Raw genomic sequence first — 15871 nt, 5'->3', positions numbered from 1 at the left:
CATCATGGCAGACCGCTTGAAGCAACTGCGGGTCGTTGACCCGGTACTGACCAGCCTGGCCCGGGGCTACCGCAACGCACAGTTCATCGGCGAAGCGCTGTTTCCGGTGGCCTACATGGACAAGGAAGCGGGAGTGATCCCGCTGTTCGGCAAGGAGGCCTTCCTTCTGTGGGAGACCGAGCGTGCCATTCGCGCCCAGTCGAATGTGATGACCCCCGGCGATGACGACGAGCTGGATGTGGTGCTGCGCGAGCACGACCTGGCCTATCCGGTGGACTACCGGGAGCAGGCCGAGGCCATGTTCGACGCCGAGAAGCGCGGTTCCCGCCGCGTGGTCGACGGCCTCGATCTCGGTCGCGAGGTAGCCTGCGCCAAGCTGGCGCAGAACCCCGCCACCTACCTGACCGGCGCCAAGGTCGCGCTGGCCGGCGCCAGCCAGTGGAGCAACAACGGCGGTGACCCGGTGGGGGCGGTGGAGACCGGCAAGGAAGTCATCCGCTCCCGCATTGGCGTGCGCCCCAACACCATGCTGATGGGCGCCTCGGTGTACGCCAGCCTCAAGTTCCACACCAAGCTGACCGCTGCCCTGGGCGCCGACGACAAGAAAGTGCTCACCATCGAACACCTCAAGGCACTGTTCGGCGTCGAGCGCATCGTGATCGGCGAGGCCCTGGCGGCTACCAGCCCCAAGGCGGCCACCTCGGACATCTGGGGTGACAACCTAATGCTGGCCTACGTGGCTCAGCCGGCGGCGGGCGAGCAGGCCGACTACGAAACCCCAAGCTTCGGCTACACCCTGCGCCGCAAGGGTATGCCCGAGATCGATACCTACCCGGGTGCCGGCGGCAAGGTGCGCTACGTGCGCAACACCGACATCTACAAGCCGGTGGTGGTGGGCGCCGATGCCGGCTACCTGATCTCCGACATCAACGCCTGAAGGTGAATCATGGCCGGACGAGGAAACACCCGCGCAGCGTCGACGGATACCCCGTCGACTGCCGCGCCGAAAACCACCGCTGCACAAGCCACCGAGGATCAGGTCGCAGGTGCGAACGCTACGGACGCGCAGCCCGGAAATCAGGTGAACGCCGCTGGGCAGGCGGGCAGCCCACCGGCCGCCGGTGACCCGGATGCTCGTGCCACCAGCGACCAGTCCATGAAAACGCAGGTCTCCGGAGACTCGGCAGGAGGCGCCAGCCCAGCTGCAGGCAATGATGTTGGCCGGGTAGCGATGCCCAGCGAGGAATCGGATGGAACCTCGGCAAGTAACCCCATCGCCAGGATGTATCGCGTCGTCGGCATCGACCTGGACATCGACGGTGAGCGTGTGGACGAGGGTGAAACCATCGAACTGGAAGGTGAGCCGAGCGCCAAGCTGGCTCGCCATCTGGAACGGATCGATCAGTAGAAGGAGTCGAAGGGATGAAAGGTCAAAACGTGGTCCTGGTGGCGTCCATCCTGGCGCTCGGTGCTTTGACGAGGCAGCGCTTCATCGGCCTGGATGGCAATACCTGTGCGGCTGGCGCCAAGGCTTTCGGCGTGGCGGAATACGACTCGGACGCCGGCAACATGGCTCCGGGCAACGTCCTGGGCGTCATCCTGGTCGAGGCCGGCAACGCCATTGCGGCGGGGGCCGAGGTGCAGTCCGACGCCAGTGGTAAGGCCATCACCAAAGCCGCCGGCGTCGGCAACGGTTACGCCCTGGATGCGGCCACGGCGGACGGCGACGTCATCCGCATCGTGCGCGGGATCTGACCATGCGCTACTGCACCCGCCAGGACATCGGTAAGGCCATCCCGGAGCTGACCCTGGTCCAGCTCTCCAGCGATGACCCCGCCGCCGAGCTGCCCAATGAGAGCGTGATCGAGGACGGCGTCCGCCAGGCTGAAGAGCTGGTGGACGGCTACCTGCGAGGCCGCTACGTCCTGCCGCTCGATCCGGTGCCGACTGTCCTGCGGGATGCGGTGGTGTACCTGACCCGTCACTGGCTGTACCAGCGGCGCCCCGAGGGAGCGATCCCCGATGCGGTGAAGGACAGCCGTAAGGACACTATCAAGCTGCTGGAGAGCATCCGCGACGGCGTGGTCACCCTGGGCATGCCCAGTGGCCAGACCGCCCCGGAGCCGGGCGAGATCCGCGTGCGTGCCCGCCGTCAGCAGTTCGATGACGATCTGTGGAGGGGCTACTAGTGCCCACGCCCAAGACCCAGACCGAGCAGCTCCTGGACGCGATCATCGAGCGGCTCAAGACGGCCTTCGGCGCGCAACTCGCAATCGAGCTGTTCCCGGAGGACCCCAAGTCCTACCGCCTTAACCACCCGCGCGGCGCCGTATTGGTGGCCTACGGCCGGTCCCGCTTCGGCGCTTCGGAGGCAATCGATGCGGTCTTCCAGGCCCGTGACCTGGTCTTCCGCCTGACCCTGGTGTTTCGCCAGCTCAACGGCGGCAACGGCGCAGTCGCCCACCTGGACCACGTGCGCAACTGCCTAGCAGGGTGGCGGCCACCTCATTGCGATCAGTCCTGCAGGCCGGTGGCCGAGCAGTTCATCGGTCAGATCCAGGGACTGTGGCAGTACGGTCTCGACATTGCCACCCGTGCAACCCAGTTGCAGCAGATGGGCCCGGAGAGCGGGCCGCTACTCACCCAAGTTCGCTATGAGGATGATCCGTGAAACTCACCAAGTATCTCTACAAGGGGCCGAATAGCTCGGCCTCCCTGCGCGTCGGCAACGAAGTGCTGGACGTCCTGCTGCGCACCAACCGGACGGTCTCGCTTCCGGCCGATCACGAGTACACCAAGGTGCTTCTGGATCTGAAGCACCTGGAGCTAGTCCCGGCTGAAAAGACCACCAGCGATAAAGGAGCCAAGTGATGTCCGCCAATTTCCTGCACGGAATCGAAACCACCGAGGTGGAGCGTGGTCCGCGAGCGATTCGCGTGGTCAAGAGCGCTGTCATCGCCCTGATCGGCACGGCCCCCATCGGTCCACTCAACACCCTGACCCTGTCGCAGACCGAGACCGACGATGCCCAGTTCGGTCCCGAGTCCCTGACTGCCATGGGCTTCAGCATCCCCGAAGCGCTGGCCGGCATTCACGCCTTCGGTGCCGGCACCGTCCTGGTGGTGAACGTGCTCGATCCCGCCGTTCACCGCACCAACGTCCCGAACCAGGATCGCCAGTTCGGCGACAATGATCGCCTGCAGCTCGGCCATGGAGCGCTGCTCACCCTGGCGCTCAAGTCCACCGATGGCGCCACCACCTACGTCAAGGACACCGACTACTCGGTGAACATGCTCACGGGTGCGGTCACCCGTATACCGGGTGGAAGCATCGCGGCGAAAGCAGCTGTCAAGGGCACCTACGACTACGCCGACCCGAGCCTGGTGACCGCTGCTGACATCATCGGCAGCGTCAGCGTGGCAGGTCTGCGCTCCGGCCTGAAGGCGTTCGCCGACAGCTACAACCTGTTCGGCTTCTTCCCGAAGCTGTTCATCGCCCCAGGATTCTCCACTCTCAACTCGGTGAGCGTGGACTTGATTGCTGCCGCCGAGCAGATGGGTGGCGTGGCCTACATCGATGCGCCCATCGGTACCACTGTCTCCCAGGCAATTGCTGGCCGTGGTCCGGCTGGCTCCATCAACTTCAACACCAGCAGCGACCGCGTCCGCCTGTGCTATCCGCACGTCAAGGTCTACGACGCCGCCAGCAATGGCGAGCGCCTGCAGCCGCTGTCGATCCGTGCCGCCGGCCTGCGAGCCAAAGTGGACAACGACAACGGCTACTGGTGGTCCAGCTCGAACCAGGAACTGCTTGGGGTGATCGGTCTGGAGCGTCCGCTGACTGCCCGTGTGGATGACGCCAACAGCGAAGTGAACCTGCTCAACGAGAACGGCATCACCACGGTGTTCAACAGTTTCGGCACCGGTCTGCGGCTCTGGGGCAACCGCACGGCGGCCTGGCCGACTGTGACGCACATGAAGAACTTCGAGAACGTGCGTCGTACCAAGGACATCATCGACGAGTCGATTCGCTACAGCTCCCTGCAGTTCGTCGATAGGCCGATCACCCAGGCCTTGATCGACAGCATCACCGAAAGCGTCAACCTGTTCGGCCGCAAGCTGATCGGCGACGGCGCCCTGCTGGGCTTCGAGTGCTGGTATGACCCGGCGCGCAATCCGCAAACGGAGCTGGAGCAGGGGCACCTGCTGTTCAACTACAAGCTGACGGTGCCGCCACCTTTCGAGCGCGGCACGTTCGAGACCGAAATTACCGGGGAATACCTGGCCAACTTGAAGGGAGCTGCATAAATGGCAGGCGTAGTCGCTCACCGGATCACCAATGCGAACCTCTACCTGGATGGCCGCGATTTCTTCGCTCAAGCGGAGGAAGTAGAACTGGGCAGCGTCAAGGCGGTCATGTCCGATCACCAGGGCCTTGGCATGGTTGGCCTGATCGAACTGCCGGACGGCCTCGACAAGATGGAGGGCAAGATTGTCTGGAACAGCCGCTACCGCGATGCCAGCGTCAAAATGGCTACGCCGTTCAAGGCGATCCAGTTGCAGTGCCGCTCCAACGTCCAGGTGTTCAACAACGGCGGCCTAGTCGACGAGATTCCGCTGGTCACCTTCATGACCATCATGCCCAAGGAATATGCCCTGGGCAGCTTCAAGCCTCGCGAGGTGACCAAGTTCGAGACGCCGTTCTCCGCGACCTTTGTCCGCCAGGTGCTCAATGGTGAAGAGGTACTGCTCCTGGACTACATGGCCAACATCTTCAAGGTGAACGGTGAGGATCAACTGGCGCGCTACCGGCGCAACATCGGGCAGTCGTAGTCTGGAAGGGCATGGACGCCCAAGACATGGATGTCATCCGAAGCCCCGCCCCGCGCGGGGCTTCGTCTTTTCTCAACGCTTGTGCATGAGGGCGCGGATGTACACGCGCAGGCGTCCTTTAGCTGCTTGCACCGGGGTCAGCGTACCCAATGTGGACCTTCGTTCAGACCCATCCGGCAGCAGTACCAGGATCTCATCGTCGAACGCAATATAGCTGGCCGAGTAGGTTTTCCCCTCGTGCTCCAGTGTCACTTCCTCTTCCATTCCTGCCTCCTCGGACATCTCTTTAAACCGGATTAAAAGCTTGCACCACGGCCGGGCGCGATGCTCTGGGCTCCATTCGAGCAATTCAGCCGGAGCACTCAACATGGCCGAAGCCCTGCACATCCCCCTCAAGTTTCCCTTCACCTCGGCAGGTGGCACCCGCATCGAACAGCTGCCGATCCGACGCCTCAAACGCAAGGACATTGCCGCCGCACAGCGCCATTCGAGCAACGAGGCGGATGTCGAGGACTTCCTCGCCGCCAAAATGACCGGCCTGACCCTGGAGGACCTAGGCGAACTGGACATCGCCGACTCGCAGACCGTGACCCTGGTGTTTCGGGAAATGGCTGGCGGCGGAGACGGTTCTCAGGTCCTGGGACGAGGCGCTGCTCCTGGTGCTGAAGATGCAGCCCAGCGAGATAGCGAATCTTGAGATGGGCGAATACTGGTGGTGGTGCGAGGCGTGCGAGCGGGAGATCAACCGTCGTGCCGAACTCGCTGAACGGCTGAACCAGCGATAGCGAGTAACCCCGCTAGCAGTCCCACCAGCAACGAGCCGCCCGCCGCAAGGGGGGCGGCCACCAGGGCCAGCAGTGGCAGGCCCACACAGAATGCCACCACCGCCCCCAGCAGGGGAAGGTTTGCCAGGCACAGCCAGGCGAGCGCGACTACGCCTCCGGTGATAACCAGGACGTAGAGGCTGCAGGCGGTGCGGGTGGCAACGATTTCAAACATGCTTGCAGCGTAGCAAACAATCCATGGCGAACGAAGTCCTGGTCGGCCTCAAGATCGGCGCGGTAGTCAGCGGCTCGCTGCATGCCGCCTTCGGCAGCGCACGCTCCACCGTGCAGCAACTGGGCCGAGCCACCGATGGCCTGACGGCCAAGCAAAAGCTCATTGGCACTGAACTCGCCGCCTCGGTCGCCCGGGGTGGTGCGGGTGTCGAGCGCCTGCGCCGCCAGTACGACCTGGTTGGGCAGACCATCGACCAGCTGGTCCAGAAGCAGAATCGCCTGACTGCCAGCATCGCCCGCGGCGAAACCTTGAAGGCGCAGCGCGCCGATCTGCGTGGCCAGTTCATGGAGACCGCTGGCACGGCGGTGACCCTGGGCGCCCCGCTGGTTATGGCTGGGCGCACCGCCGTTGACTTCAAAGACCAGGTCAACGACATCGCTATCACCGGCGGCTTCGACGCAGCCGAAGAGCAGCGCCTGAGCAACGTGCTACGTGGCTCGGCCCTGAAATGGAACCAGACCCAGAAAGACATGGCAGCCGGTGCCCAGGTGCTGATCGCGGGGGGCATCTCCAATGTGAGGGAACTGGAGGCCTACGCCCCCGTGTTGGCCAAATCGGCCACCGCCACACGCGCCAGCATGGACGATCTGGGCGCGGTGGCCATCGCCCTCAACGACAACCTGGGCATCGGTGCCGCCGGCCTGGAACGCTCGATGAACATGCTGGCCTTTGCCGGCAAAAGCGGTCAGTTCGAGTTGGCTGACATGGCCAAATGGCTGCCGCAACTCACTCCCCAGTTCGCGGCATTGGGCGTCACCGGTGAGCGGGCAGTGGCCGAAATCGGCGCGTCTCTACAGATTGCAAAGCGTGGGGCGGGCAGCAACGACGAAGCGGCCAACAACTTCAAGAACTTCCTCTCCAAGCTCACCGCCAAGGACACGCTGAAGTCCTTTGGGGATGCCGGCATCGACCTGCAGGCTAGCATGAAGAACCTGGTGGCCAAGGGGCTGACTCCGGTCCAGGCCATGCTGGAGGTGATCACTCAGTACGTGGGCAGCAAGGGGCCGGCGGCAGCGGGTGCGTTCCAGAAGGCCATGGCGCTGAAGGACGACCAGGAGCGCCAGGCGGCCCTGGACCGGCTGAATGAGGCCTACAAATTGGGCGAGCTGTTTGCCGACCAGCAGGTGCTGTCCTTCATCCGGCCCGCGCTGGCCAACCGAAAGGACCTGGCCGAGCTCCAACAGGGCAGCATGAACGCCGCTGACCAGGGTGTGCTGGACGCCGACTGGAAGAAGCGTATGGAGAGCCCCAAGGAGCAGCTCAAGGCATTGACCAACAACTTGTCGGACCTAGGCATCACCATTGGCGGCATGCTCCTGCCGGCTCTGGTGGACGTAACTCGGGCGGCTATTCCGGTGGTCCAGAGTTTCTCCACCTGGGCCGGTGAGAGTCCGGTTCTGGTGAAGACCGTTCTGGGCCTGGTCGGTGGTCTGCTGGCAGGCAAACTGGCCTTTATTGGCCTGGCCTACGGCGCCAACCTGGTCATGTCACCTTTCGTGGCCATGACCACCACCATCACGTCGCTGTCCGCCAAGTGGACCCTTCTACGGGCCATGTGGCAGATGGGTAAGTTCGCACCGGCCATCGCCGGGCTGACCCGTGTCGGCAGCGGTCTGCTCACGGTGCTGAAATTCAGCGGCCTGTTCCTGCGCGGCGTGGCCATGGCCTTCGGCGCACCGCTGCTGATGGCAGCCCGGGGCGGCTTGTTCCTCGGCAAAATATTCGGCGGCACTTTGCTGTATGGCCTCCAGCTTGGTGGACGAGGCCTGCTCCTGGCTGCGCGCGGTGGATTGGCCTTGGGGGCGGTGCTCGGTGGACGCCTGCTCATGGGGCTGCGCCTAGCCGGTCAGGCTGTGCTCTGGCTGGGGCGTGCGCTGCTGATGAACCCCATCGGACTATTGATCACCGGTATCGCCCTGGGCGCCTATCTGATCTATCGCAACTGGGCTCCGATCAAGGGCTTCTTCAGTGGGCTGTGGTCGGAGATCAAGGTGGGCTTCAGTGGCGGGCTATCTGGCATCGCCGCCACCTTGCTGAACTTCTCCCCACTGGGCCTGTTCTATAGGGCCTTCGCCGGCGTGATGAACTACTTCGGGGTCGAACTACCGGGCAAGTTCAACGAGTTCGGCGGGATGTTGATCAGCGGTCTGGTCAACGGCATCACCTCAGCCTTGGGTAGCGCCCGTGATGCGGTGGTTGGCATCGGCTCGTCGATTAAAGGCTGGTTCACCGAAACACTCGGCATCCACTCCCCCAGCCGGGTGTTCATGGGCTATGGCGCCAACATCTCGGAGGGGGCCGCGCTCGGCATCACCGCCCAGGCTGGCCTGGTGCGCCAGGCGGCCCTGGGCATGGCGGCGGCCACAGCAGTCAGCCTGGCGCCCCCGATCCTGGCGTCGACCGCTCCCGTTATTCCGCCACCCTCGCCCCAGGAAAGGACCGCGTTCGGCATTACCGCCCAGGTTGGCCTGGAGCGACAACCAGCTCTGGGTATGGCGCCTACCACAACGGTCAGCCTGGCGCCTCCGAGCCTGGCGTCGACCGCTCCGGTCATACCGGCACCGCCGACCCAGGAGAGAACCGCGCTCGGCCTCACCACCCTGGCTGGCCTGGTGCGCCAGGCGGTCCTGGGCATGGCGCCTGCCACAAAGGTCAGCCTGGAGCCTCCGAGCCTGGCGTCGACCGTTCCCGCAATACCGGCACCACCGCCCCGGGAGAGGACCGCGCTTGGCATCACCGCCCAGTCGGGCCCAGTGCGTCAGGCGGCCCTGGGTATGCCTGAGGACAGTCGGGTGCCAATGGCGGCGCCCGATATGACTTCGGTGAGCCGAGCTGCTGCTATGCCCGCCGGCACCGGCACCGGCACCGGCACCGCTGGCGGGATGACTGTCCATTTCAACCCGACCATTCAGGTACAGGGCGGTAGCGACCTGGAGGGCAAGGTGCGCCAGGCCTTGACGCTCAGCTTCGCCGAGTTCGAGCGGCTGATGCAGCGTTACCAGCAGGGCATGGTGCGTCGTAGCTATGGAGATATCGGATGATCTGGGCAGTACTGGGCTCAATTGAGTTCGAGATTCTGGGGCACCCCTCGGCGCAGTCCGAGCGGACCACTGCGGAGTACGCCGAGCATGCTCGTCTGCGGGGCAAGCCCCTCTTGGAGTGGATCGGCGAAGGCCTGGACGAGGTGAGTCTGGAGATCACCCTGCATGCGGCGGTAGGCGATCCCGAGGCCCAACTGCGTCGTTTGAAACAGGCCAAGTCTGCTCACGAGCCGCTGCCCTATGTGCTGGGTAGTGGCGATTACCGTGGGATCTACTTGATCACTGCCCTGGATGTCACCACCCGCAAGACCGAAGGCAGCGGCCGTCTGGTGGCAGCCTCGCTGAACCTCACGCTTCGCGAGTACACCGGCAAGTACACCAAGCCGTTACCGGTTCCTCGTGGCTTGCTCAGTGGAGCCGGCGTGCTGGGCCTGGCTGCGAACCCCGATGCGCGCGTCGGCGGTGCCGCCTTGCCGGCGGTCACCCCGTTCCAGCAAGCGCTGTCGATGGGGCGCAAGGCCGCTGGCCTGCTGCGCCAAGGCATGGACGTGTATCGCACGGTCCAGGGCGTCAGCGATCCACTGGCCGCGATGAGCCAGGCGCCGCGCCTGCTCAGCCTTGGCGGCCAGGCGCTGGACTCGCTGCTGGGGCTGAGCGGGGCGGCTGAGTTGATGGAGAGCGGTGCCGACCTGGTGCAACTGGGGGCCAGCGCGGCCAGCGAGGTCAACCAGGCCCAGGACGCCCTCGGCTCAGCGACTCCCGAGACCATCCTTAACCAGGTCGACTATGCCGCTGGCCGCATCGCGACGGCCATGACGCAAATGGATGGAGCTGCACCGCGCTTCGCCCGCATGGCTGCCGATATCGTCACCAGGAGGGCCTGATGGCTGCTGACCAGTACCTGACCCACATCACCCGCGAGGGTGAGCGCTGGGACCAGCTCGCCTTCACCTACTACGGCAGTGCGCACCGTTACGAGCCGATTATCCGTGCCAACCCACGTGTGCCGGTTTCCACCGCGCTGCCAGCAGGGCTGGAGCTTCGCATTCCACTGCTCGACGTCGTCGCGTCCACCGAGGATCTGCCGCCATGGATGCGCTGAACGAGAACCAGGTGCCCAGCGCCTACTACTCGCTGAACTACCAGAACCGCAACATCACCCGCGATATCAGCGAGTACCTCCTGGAGCTGGAGTACGTCGATTTCCTCACCGGCCAGTCCGACGAATTGAACGTCACCCTGGAGGACTCCGAAGGGAAGTGGATCGACGCCTGGTACCCGGGGCACGGCGATACGCTTACCCTTTCCGTCGGCTGGACAGGCCAGGCCGCCCGGCCACTCGGCAGCTTCGAGATCGACGAGATCGAGATCAGGTTGCGGCCCTCAGTGGTGACTATTCGGGCTCTGGCGGCCAGCATCAACAGCGCGGTACGCACCCAGCGGCACCAGGCCTATGAGAACACCACCCTGGCGGCTGTGGCCGCACAGGTAGCAACTCGGCAGGGGCTGCAGTTGGTCGGGCGCATCGAACCGATCAAGCTGGACCGCGTTACCCAGCAGGAGGGTGACCTGGCATTTCTGGCGCAGCTGGCCGAGGAGTACGACTACGCCTTCAAGATCGTCGGCCGGCGCCTAGTGTTCCATGCCATCGCTGACCTAGCCGCCGCCCGCCCGGTGGCCACCGTGTCCCTGGACGAGCTGGAAGACGTGATGCTGCGCGACCAGATCAAGCAGGTACCGGCCAAGGCCACCGTCAAGCACAAGGATCCGGCGAGTAAGAAGCTGGTCAGCTACACCATCGAGAACGGGGAAACGGTGGCGGTGCCGAGTAGCGCGAGTCAGGCCACCACCAGTGCCGACACCAAGAAGCGCCGCTCACGCAGCACGTCGGCCGAGGTGGCCAAGGCAAAGGCAAAGGCCGAGCTGGCCAAAGCCAACCGAGAGCGCACCACCGGCAACTGGTCGATGATGGGGCGTCCATACGTGGTCAGCGGCAACGTGCTGGCCTTGCAGGCGCCGGGTGTGCTCGGTGGCAATTACCTGGTGATGGGCAGCCGGCACCGTTTTACCCGCGCCGGTGGCTACACCTCGGAGCAGGAGGTATGCCGCGTCACTGCTCCGGCTATTGCTCTGACCCTGGACGCCACCAAGCCGGACCAGGAACTGATCGCCTACGGCATCGACAACCGCTCGACGGCCACCACTGCATAGGGGACAACATGCCCGTGGAACTGGAGTACGGCGAAGTCAGCGCCGTGGATTTCAAGAACTGCCGCATCCGCGTGCGGCTGGATGAACGCGATGGGGTCCAGAGCTACTGGCTCCATGTGCCGCAGCGCAACACCCAGGGCACCCAGCGGCGGCCGCTGATGCCCGAACTGGGTGAGCAGGTCGCGGTGCTGCTCGATGCCGACGGTGTTGGGGGCGTGTTCCTGGGCGGCGTCTATTCGACGGCCGAGCCGCCGCCCGTGGTGGACCAGGACACCGACTACGTGCGCTTCAGCGACGGCACACTGGTGACCTATGACCGGGAGGCACATGTGCTGGCGGTCGATTGTGTGGGGGCGACCACGTTGAAGTGTGCCCTGGGGCTAAGCGTGGAGACCGGGGCACCCGTTGTGGTGAAGGCACCCTCGGCTTTCCTGGAGATCCCCCAGGTGGCCCTGACGGGCGACCTGGTGGTGGACGGTAACATCCATGCGACGGGGACGATCATGGATGACGGGGGGAACTCGAACCACCATTCGCACTAAAGTGCTGCCCGCTCGCTTGCGAACTCATAGCTGGCCTTAAGGCGTGATCTTGTATCTTTCAACCTGCGAGTAGGCACCTTGATTCCCCGGGGTACTGAGAGAGCTTGCTCTAGATCATCAGCCGTCAGTCCGTGGATGTCTCGACAAACCTCCAGCGCCAATGCTCGACCTGAGGGCGAGCTTTCGCCATCTGACGTGCTCCACCATGCACAACCTGATAGAGCGCATGGAGAGCTGGCAAACATCTGCTCAGAGTCGATGATGACCAACTCATGGTCCACTGTGATTAGCCTGTCTGAGGGTTCATTCGCGCCAAAAAGGCAGGCAGCAAAGTCTGCCTTGGGCCAGTCCAGCAGATTCTTGATACCGCAGCCGTCGAAGTCGTCAATGCTGGTGAAGGGGCGGTCCAGGCAGAACTCGAAGGGGCAGCCAGAAGAGCATGCCCGGTCCCGCGAATGCTCATCCAGGAACCAATGGGCGCCATGAACTCTTTCCGTTACCCCAAGATAATCTGCATCCGCGCTGGATAGCTGAAGGAAAGTGGTGCTTTGGCAGGACCATCCCATACGCTGGGCAAGACGGTCGAATACGATCTCACGATATGCATACTCAACCCTACGTAGTTTCGTCAGCCAGCGATTCCCTTCTAGATCAGTACCTATCCAAAATCCGTCGTGGTTGTACAGGTCGAATCGTTGCCAGGACCAGCCGCTGGCCTCAAGAACCGTGGGCAGCTCGGAAACAAGCGGAAATGTAGGCATGGGCTCAACCTCCGGTCTCTTTAAACCCGATTAAAAGCTCAACTTAGCCTATCCCTCCACCATGGGCGCATGACCACGCCCATCGATTACACCACGCTCACCTCCGCCCATTGGCAACCCGCTCTAGGCACGCCAGGCGAGGCAGTGCAGGGCCTACGCGACATCGACCAGGCCATCCGCATCATCCTCACCACGCCTCGGGGCAGCGACCCCCATCGCCCCGAGTTCGGTAGCGACCTCCACCTTTACATCGATTACCCAACCAACCGGGTCACGCCGCACCTGGTGCGCGAAGCCGTGGAGGCCATCCGCCGCTGGGAAACCCGCGTAGCGCTGGTGGACGTGCAGGTTGACATCGAGGAGGCACACGTTCGCCTGCGGGTGCGTTGGCGCATCGCTGACGGTGTAATCCAGCAAACCGAGGTGCCCTATGCGCGAACTGCCGCCGCCTGAGTTCGTCAAGATCGATCCGGCCGCCATCGAGGCAGACCTGGTCGCCCGCTACGAGGCGAAGTCCGGCAAGACCCTGTACCCGGCGCAGATCGAGCGCCTGTTCATCGACCAGGTGGCCTATGCACAGAGCCTGGCGCTGATGGCCATCCAGCATGCCGGCGAGCAGCTCCTGGTGCGTTTCAGCTCGGGGCCGATCCTCGACTATCTGGGCGACCTGGTGGGCACTCCCCGGCTGCTCGCCCAGCCGGCGCGCTGCAGGCTGCAGTTCAGTGTCAGCGAGGTCGCGGCGCTACCGCTGCTGATCCCTACCGGCACCCAGGTAACCAGCCAGGATGGCCGCCTGATCTTCACCACCGACGCAGACGCCACCATCCAGGCCGGTCAGACCCAGGTACAGACCTCGGCCACCTGCCAGACGGCCGGCGCTGCGGGCAATGGCTGGGCGGCGGGGCAGATCAGTGTGTTGCCCAGCGCCCCCTTCGAAGGGCTGGTGGCCACCAACGTGACAGTGCCGGCCGATGGCGCCGATGAAGAGCTGGATGACCGCTACCGCGAGCGCATCATCCTGGCGCCGGAGGCCTACACCAACGCTGGCAGCCGTGGCTCTTACCGCTTCCACGCTTTGTCGGTTCACCAGGACATCGTCGACGTGGCCGTGCAGGGACCTGACGATGGTCAGCTCGATGGCCATGTCGCCGTGTACCCCCTGACCTCCAGCGGTTTGCCTACCGCCGACATGCTCACCCTGGTGCTGAACTACCTGAGCGGTGAGAAGCGCCGACCGCTGTGCGACACGGTGCATGCGCTGGCCCCCGTCCAGGTGGTGTTCACCATTCAGGCCAGCCTGACCTTCTACGCCACCGCCGACCGGGTCGGGGCCATGGCTCTGGCCCAGGCGGCGGCCGATGCTTGGGCAGCGAATCTGCGCGCCGGCCTGGGGCGCGACATCGTCCCTGAGCAGCTCACGGCTGTCCTGCAGGTGGTCGGGGTGTACCGGGCGGCAGTGACCTTGCCGGTGCTGACGGCCGTGCAATCGCACCAATGGGCCAACTGCACCGGCATCGTGCTGACGGACGCCGGGGTGGTCGATGGCTGAGCAACAGCTCCCGCCGGCACTGGCCGGGGATGAGCGCTTCGCCCAGCTGTGCGAACTGCTCGCCGAGACCTATGCCGACCTCGATTTGGGGGCGATGGCCGTCTACCTGGTCGACCAGGTCAAGGCGGCCCTGCTGCCGAACCTGGCCGAGCAGTTCTCCCTGCTCGATGAAGCGGCCTGGCTGCTGGCCGAGTCCGAAGATGTCCGCCGCAATCTGATCAAGAACGCCGTCACCCTGCATCGTTACAAGGGCACCCCTTGGTCGATCCGCGAGGTGATCCGCCTGCTGGGCTTCGGGGAGGTGACCCTGTTGGAGGGATTGGGCGGACTGGATTACGACGGCCAGGCCACTTTCAACGGTATCCGTGTCTACGGCGATACCGGCAGTTGGCCGGTGTACCGCGTGTTCCTCGCCCAGCCCATCACCAATGACCAGGCCGAATTGCTCCGTCGCGTGCTGAAGGCCACGGCGCCGGCTCGCTGCCGACTCGCCTCGCTGGAGTACTCGGCGGTAGCCATCCGTTACAACCAAGTCGCCGCGTACGACGGCCAATACAACCATGGGAGCAGCTAATGGCTAACTTGCCGGAAACGCCCGATTACCCTGCTGGGGTCTACCAGATCGAAACCTCCGACCCGGTGCTAGGTGGGCCTGGTGGCATCGCCAACCTCCAGGCTGAGCAGCTCGGCAATCGCACCGCCTGGCTCAAGGCCAAGATCGATGCGTTCCTCAACGGTACCGTGGCGGTGCTCAAGGCAACCAAGCTGGCGACGGCTCGTACGCTGTCGATCAGCGGCGCCGGCAGCGGCAATGCCTCCTTCGATGGCAGCGCCAACGCCAACATCGTGCTGACTTTGGCCGACAGCGGCGCGGTGGCTGGCACCTACCCGAAGGTAACCGTCAATGCCAAAGGCCTGGTTACGTCAGGGTCGCCACTGACCTCCGCAGACATTCCCGCAAGCCTGGCTCTGACTGGCACCCCAACGGCTCCAACAGCTGCAGCAGGCACCAACAGCGCGCAGTTGGCCAACACCGCCTTCGTCCAGGCGGCGGTTGCCGCACTGGTCGCCTCGTCACCAGGTGCCCTGGACACCCTCAATGAGCTCGCCGCCGCGCTGGGCAATGATCCGAACTTCGCCACCACCGTGACCAACGCGCTAGCAGCGAAAGCCCCGCTGGCCTCACCGGTATTTACTGGCAACCCGACCTGCCCAACACCGCCTCAATTTGACAACGATCAGAGCCTTGTAAACTCGGCGTTTTTGCAGCGCGCCCTTGGAAATTATCGGACCTTTGGCTCCCTGTTGAACGGTACGGTCATTTCTGAAGCACATCTCGGCGGCTTTTTTCAGCCCGTGGACGGTGGGTCGGTTCTATTCCCGACCCCGGCGAGTTTGGGGGCACCTTCTGGGTCAACTGTCACCATTGCGATGCTGGGTCGCGGATCTGCAACAATCCAGGGCTCGGGCGGCGCCACGTTTGCCATGAACTTGAATGGCATTACTAGCTTTGGGCTTGTTCGCGGCCAGACCGTCGTCGTGACTGCAATCAACGGTACCGAGTGGGCGGTGTTGAACAACTTGAGATATGACGACTCGTTTAGCTCGTCGCTCGTACTTAACGGCTACCAAAAGCTGCCCAGCGGGCAGATCGAGCAGTGGGGGACGGTCAGCGTACCGGCTGGTAACTCCCCCCAGGTGATTACCCTGCCAATTACGTTCCCCAATGCGATTCTGGCCGGTGTCTGCTCATTCGCAGGTGTTTCTCAAGGTTCCTGCGGTATTGCCCTTGTCAGCACCAGCCAGATCTCGTTTACCAACTCACATTCGGCAGCTCAGGTCGTCCGCTGGATCGTTAAAGGTAATTAAGGAGCCA

At 63.9% G+C, this 15871-nt stretch carries 21 protein-coding genes; 18 read left to right on the top strand and 3 right to left on the bottom strand.

Annotated elements, in window-relative coordinates:
• Positions 1-4: 4 nt before the first annotated feature.
• From E8E91_RS03200 to E8E91_RS03165, 8 genes are read left to right on the top strand one after another with little or no spacing between them, the layout of a single operon-like run.
• Positions 5-937, top strand: a complete 933-nt coding sequence (locus tag E8E91_RS03200; protein WP_280374573.1) for a hypothetical protein — start codon at positions 5-7, stop codon at positions 935-937.
• 9 nt (positions 938-946) lie between these two features.
• Entirely contained in the window at positions 947-1408 is a 462-nt protein-coding gene (locus tag E8E91_RS03195; protein WP_280374572.1) for a hypothetical protein, read from the top strand.
• A 14-nt stretch (positions 1409-1422) separates the two neighbouring features.
• Positions 1423-1755 carry a DUF2190 family protein gene (locus E8E91_RS03190; protein WP_280374571.1) on the top strand — a complete coding sequence of 111 codons (333 nt, stop codon included), beginning with the start codon at positions 1423-1425 and terminating at the stop codon, positions 1753-1755.
• Between the two features lie 2 nt (positions 1756-1757).
• On the top strand, positions 1758-2189 hold the full coding sequence (locus E8E91_RS03185; protein WP_280374570.1) for a DUF1320 domain-containing protein: 432 nt from the start codon (positions 1758-1760) through the stop codon (positions 2187-2189).
• Complete coding sequence (locus E8E91_RS03180; RefSeq protein WP_280374569.1) at positions 2189-2671, top strand: Gp37 family protein; 483 nt, start codon at positions 2189-2191, stop codon at positions 2669-2671. Before E8E91_RS03185 ends, E8E91_RS03180 begins: the two co-directional genes overlap by 1 nt.
• Complete coding sequence (locus tag E8E91_RS03175) at positions 2668-2871, top strand: hypothetical protein (RefSeq protein WP_280374568.1); 204 nt, start codon at positions 2668-2670, stop codon at positions 2869-2871. Before E8E91_RS03180 ends, E8E91_RS03175 begins: the two co-directional genes overlap by 4 nt.
• Positions 2871-4307 (top strand): phage tail sheath subtilisin-like domain-containing protein, encoded by a 1437-nt coding sequence (locus E8E91_RS03170; RefSeq protein WP_280374567.1) that lies wholly within the window; start codon positions 2871-2873, stop codon positions 4305-4307. Before E8E91_RS03175 ends, E8E91_RS03170 begins: the two co-directional genes overlap by 1 nt.
• Positions 4308-4832 (top strand): phage major tail tube protein, encoded by a 525-nt coding sequence (locus E8E91_RS03165; protein WP_280374566.1) that lies wholly within the window; start codon positions 4308-4310, stop codon positions 4830-4832.
• Positions 4833-4904: 72 nt separating this feature from the next.
• Here E8E91_RS03165 and E8E91_RS03160 read toward each other — a convergent pair whose 3' ends face one another.
• Positions 4905-5096 (bottom strand): hypothetical protein, encoded by a 192-nt coding sequence (locus tag E8E91_RS03160; protein ID WP_280374565.1) that lies wholly within the window; start codon positions 5094-5096, stop codon positions 4905-4907.
• 103 nt (positions 5097-5199) lie between these two features.
• On the opposite strand from E8E91_RS03160, the gene E8E91_RS03155 reads away from it, so the two are divergent.
• Entirely contained in the window at positions 5200-5529 is a 330-nt protein-coding gene (locus E8E91_RS03155) for a phage tail assembly protein (protein ID WP_280374564.1), read from the top strand.
• 44 nt (positions 5530-5573) lie between these two features.
• On the opposite strand, the gene E8E91_RS03150 is transcribed toward E8E91_RS03155, so the two are convergent.
• Entirely contained in the window at positions 5574-5831 is a 258-nt protein-coding gene (locus E8E91_RS03150; protein WP_280374563.1) for a hypothetical protein, read from the bottom strand.
• A 23-nt stretch (positions 5832-5854) separates the two neighbouring features.
• Between E8E91_RS03150 and E8E91_RS03145 the strand changes: the two genes are divergently transcribed.
• Genes E8E91_RS03145 through E8E91_RS03125 form a run of 5 tightly spaced genes read left to right on the top strand, consistent with a single transcriptional unit; the run spans position 5855 to position 11685 of the window.
• Positions 5855-8932: a phage tail tape measure protein gene (locus tag E8E91_RS03145; RefSeq protein WP_280374562.1), complete on the top strand. Its 3078-nt coding sequence runs from the start codon at positions 5855-5857 to the stop codon at positions 8930-8932.
• Complete coding sequence (locus tag E8E91_RS03140) at positions 8929-9816, top strand: phage tail protein (RefSeq protein WP_280374561.1); 888 nt, start codon at positions 8929-8931, stop codon at positions 9814-9816. The genes E8E91_RS03145 and E8E91_RS03140 overlap by 4 nt, the downstream gene beginning before the upstream one ends.
• Complete coding sequence (locus E8E91_RS03135; RefSeq protein WP_280374560.1) at positions 9816-10034, top strand: tail protein X; 219 nt, start codon at positions 9816-9818, stop codon at positions 10032-10034. The genes E8E91_RS03140 and E8E91_RS03135 overlap by 1 nt, the downstream gene beginning before the upstream one ends.
• Positions 10022-11143 carry a late control protein D gene (locus E8E91_RS03130; protein ID WP_280374559.1) on the top strand — a complete coding sequence of 374 codons (1122 nt, stop codon included), beginning with the start codon at positions 10022-10024 and terminating at the stop codon, positions 11141-11143. The genes E8E91_RS03135 and E8E91_RS03130 overlap by 13 nt, the downstream gene beginning before the upstream one ends.
• 8 nt (positions 11144-11151) lie before the next feature.
• A complete protein-coding gene (locus E8E91_RS03125; RefSeq protein ID WP_280374558.1) occupies positions 11152-11685 on the top strand; it encodes a phage baseplate assembly protein V in 534 nt (177 codons plus the stop codon).
• On the opposite strand, the gene E8E91_RS03120 is transcribed toward E8E91_RS03125, so the two are convergent.
• On the bottom strand, positions 11682-12446 hold the full coding sequence (locus E8E91_RS03120) for a hypothetical protein (RefSeq protein ID WP_280374557.1): 765 nt from the start codon (positions 12444-12446) through the stop codon (positions 11682-11684). The genes E8E91_RS03125 and E8E91_RS03120 overlap by 4 nt on opposite strands.
• 69 nt (positions 12447-12515) lie before the next feature.
• On the opposite strand from E8E91_RS03120, the gene E8E91_RS03115 reads away from it, so the two are divergent.
• Genes E8E91_RS03115 through E8E91_RS03100 form a run of 4 tightly spaced genes read left to right on the top strand, consistent with a single transcriptional unit; the run spans position 12516 to position 15864 of the window.
• Positions 12516-12899 carry a GPW/gp25 family protein gene (locus tag E8E91_RS03115; protein WP_280374556.1) on the top strand — a complete coding sequence of 128 codons (384 nt, stop codon included), beginning with the start codon at positions 12516-12518 and terminating at the stop codon, positions 12897-12899.
• A complete protein-coding gene (locus tag E8E91_RS03110) occupies positions 12877-13995 on the top strand; it encodes a baseplate J/gp47 family protein (protein WP_280374555.1) in 1119 nt (372 codons plus the stop codon). The genes E8E91_RS03115 and E8E91_RS03110 overlap by 23 nt, the downstream gene beginning before the upstream one ends.
• Positions 13988-14569 (top strand): phage tail protein, encoded by a 582-nt coding sequence (locus E8E91_RS03105; protein ID WP_280374554.1) that lies wholly within the window; start codon positions 13988-13990, stop codon positions 14567-14569. The genes E8E91_RS03110 and E8E91_RS03105 overlap by 8 nt, the downstream gene beginning before the upstream one ends.
• Positions 14569-15864, top strand: a complete 1296-nt coding sequence (locus E8E91_RS03100) for a hypothetical protein (protein WP_280374553.1) — start codon at positions 14569-14571, stop codon at positions 15862-15864. Before E8E91_RS03105 ends, E8E91_RS03100 begins: the two co-directional genes overlap by 1 nt.
• Positions 15865-15871: the final 7 nt, after the last annotated feature.

Origin of the sequence: Pseudomonas sp. BN515 (assembly GCF_029873155.1) — a bacterium.
GTDB lineage: Bacteria > Pseudomonadota > Gammaproteobacteria > Pseudomonadales > Pseudomonadaceae > Metapseudomonas.
Note: the sequence above shows the minus strand (reverse complement) of the source record. Positions and strands in the feature narration are given on the sequence as shown.

Bases quoted from the DNA above. Each gene is read 5' to 3' on its own strand.
- E8E91_RS03200 (WP_280374573.1), top strand. From the start codon at position 5: ATGGCAGACCGCTTGAAGCAACTGCGGGTCGTTGACCCGGTACTGACC.
- E8E91_RS03195 (WP_280374572.1), top strand. From the start codon at position 947: ATGGCCGGACGAGGAAACACCCGCGCAGCGTCGACGGATACCCCGTCG.
- E8E91_RS03190 (WP_280374571.1), top strand. From the start codon at position 1,423: ATGAAAGGTCAAAACGTGGTCCTGGTGGCGTCCATCCTGGCGCTCGGT.
- E8E91_RS03185 (WP_280374570.1), top strand. From the start codon at position 1,758: ATGCGCTACTGCACCCGCCAGGACATCGGTAAGGCCATCCCGGAGCTG.
- E8E91_RS03170 (WP_280374567.1), top strand. From the start codon at position 2,871: ATGTCCGCCAATTTCCTGCACGGAATCGAAACCACCGAGGTGGAGCGT.
- E8E91_RS03165 (WP_280374566.1), top strand. From the start codon at position 4,308: ATGGCAGGCGTAGTCGCTCACCGGATCACCAATGCGAACCTCTACCTG.
- E8E91_RS03160 (WP_280374565.1), bottom strand. From the start codon at position 5,096: ATGGAAGAGGAAGTGACACTGGAGCACGAGGGGAAAACCTACTCGGCC.
- E8E91_RS03155 (WP_280374564.1), top strand. From the start codon at position 5,200: ATGGCCGAAGCCCTGCACATCCCCCTCAAGTTTCCCTTCACCTCGGCA.
- E8E91_RS03150 (WP_280374563.1), bottom strand. From the start codon at position 5,831: ATGTTTGAAATCGTTGCCACCCGCACCGCCTGCAGCCTCTACGTCCTG.
- E8E91_RS03145 (WP_280374562.1), top strand. From the start codon at position 5,855: ATGGCGAACGAAGTCCTGGTCGGCCTCAAGATCGGCGCGGTAGTCAGC.
- E8E91_RS03140 (WP_280374561.1), top strand. From the start codon at position 8,929: ATGATCTGGGCAGTACTGGGCTCAATTGAGTTCGAGATTCTGGGGCAC.
- E8E91_RS03135 (WP_280374560.1), top strand. From the start codon at position 9,816: ATGGCTGCTGACCAGTACCTGACCCACATCACCCGCGAGGGTGAGCGC.
- E8E91_RS03130 (WP_280374559.1), top strand. From the start codon at position 10,022: ATGGATGCGCTGAACGAGAACCAGGTGCCCAGCGCCTACTACTCGCTG.
- E8E91_RS03125 (WP_280374558.1), top strand. From the start codon at position 11,152: ATGCCCGTGGAACTGGAGTACGGCGAAGTCAGCGCCGTGGATTTCAAG.
- E8E91_RS03120 (WP_280374557.1), bottom strand. From the start codon at position 12,446: ATGCCTACATTTCCGCTTGTTTCCGAGCTGCCCACGGTTCTTGAGGCC.
- E8E91_RS03115 (WP_280374556.1), top strand. From the start codon at position 12,516: ATGACCACGCCCATCGATTACACCACGCTCACCTCCGCCCATTGGCAA.
- E8E91_RS03110 (WP_280374555.1), top strand. From the start codon at position 12,877: ATGCGCGAACTGCCGCCGCCTGAGTTCGTCAAGATCGATCCGGCCGCC.
- E8E91_RS03105 (WP_280374554.1), top strand. From the start codon at position 13,988: ATGGCTGAGCAACAGCTCCCGCCGGCACTGGCCGGGGATGAGCGCTTC.
- E8E91_RS03100 (WP_280374553.1), top strand. From the start codon at position 14,569: ATGGCTAACTTGCCGGAAACGCCCGATTACCCTGCTGGGGTCTACCAG.